The organism is Rhodoferax sp. RT4P68 (assembly GCF_056521305.1).
In genome coordinates this window covers 1-1069 of record NZ_JBWMBB010000053.1, presented here as the reverse complement: position 1 = coordinate 1069, position 1069 = coordinate 1, and the positions used below count along the sequence as shown (strand labels likewise).

Sequence of the window (1069 nt, the reverse complement as noted above, 5' to 3'; positions counted from 1 at the left end):
CGGGAATACCAGCTGGTCCGGCCGGGCCAGCGTGCCGTCTGCCAGCTTGGGGACCTGGCTGGCTGGTGGCGCGGTGTCACGCACGACCCAATCCTCCAGCGCGACGAACAGCGCACGGAAGGTGTCGGTGAAGTGCACCACAGTGCCGCTTGGGTAGACGTTGCGGGCGGGCGCGTAGTTGATGCTGGCTGTGCCGCCGCTGCCGCCGTGCTGCGTGCTGCTGTAGTAGTAGATGCGGGCGTTGTCCGGCTGCGCGATGTCGCGCAGGCCGTAGGCATCGGTCAGCACTGGCGAGCCTTGCAGTTGCCAGAACTCCGTGCCCGAAAGGCCCAGGAAGAACTTGGGGCAGGTGCTGGTCGCCGCGCAGCGCTTCATCACCCCGCCCTGGCGGCCGCTGACATCGTCCACATAGTCGGCGGCCAGCCCGCGCGGCGCGGTCTGGCCGAAGGCGGTGTGGTCGGTGCGCAGGCCACCACCGCCGCCGGGCACGGCAAAGCGGGTGTTGATGTTGGTCTGGCGCGCGGCCACGTGGGCAAACATGCCGTCGAACACTTTGCCGCCGTCCAGCGCCTGGTTGAAGCCCAGGTGCAGGAAGGTCTTCATGGCGTTGCCCGACTGGGACGTGCCCTGGCCGATGGTGTGCGTGATGCGCCCGGCCAGCGGGTTGGCGGTGCCGGCGCTGTCGGCCGCGGCCTTGCGGAAGAAGCTCACCGTGTCGCGCAGCGCCGCCAAGCCGACGCCCATGACCTTCGGGTCCTTGGCGACGTAGACCAGCTCGTACAGGTACTTCGGGTCGAAGCCGCCGCGCAGGCAGATCTTGGAGCCGTCGGCCGTGCCGGGGAAGGCGTTGGCCACGCTGCAGTCGGCGAACTTCCAATCGCTGGCCGGGATCAGCTGGCGCGCGTCGGTCTCGTTCACGCGGCGGGTGAGCGAGTAGCCGGGCAGCGTGTTGTCCAGGCTGGCCGGGGCGTAGGGGATCATGCTGCCGTTGAACACGCCGCCGGGCAGCGTCATGACGGGCGTGGCGGCGCTCGGCACCAGTTCGGCGCGGTAGGGGCCGGTGATGCTG

The 1069-nt window shown here is 69.7% G+C and carries 1 protein-coding gene; it reads right to left on the bottom strand.

Going from position 1 to position 1069, the window contains the following annotated elements:
- The coding region (locus AC099J_RS31620) for an alpha/beta hydrolase domain-containing protein (RefSeq protein ID WP_479619275.1) at positions 1-1069 on the bottom strand (1069 nt) is incomplete at both ends.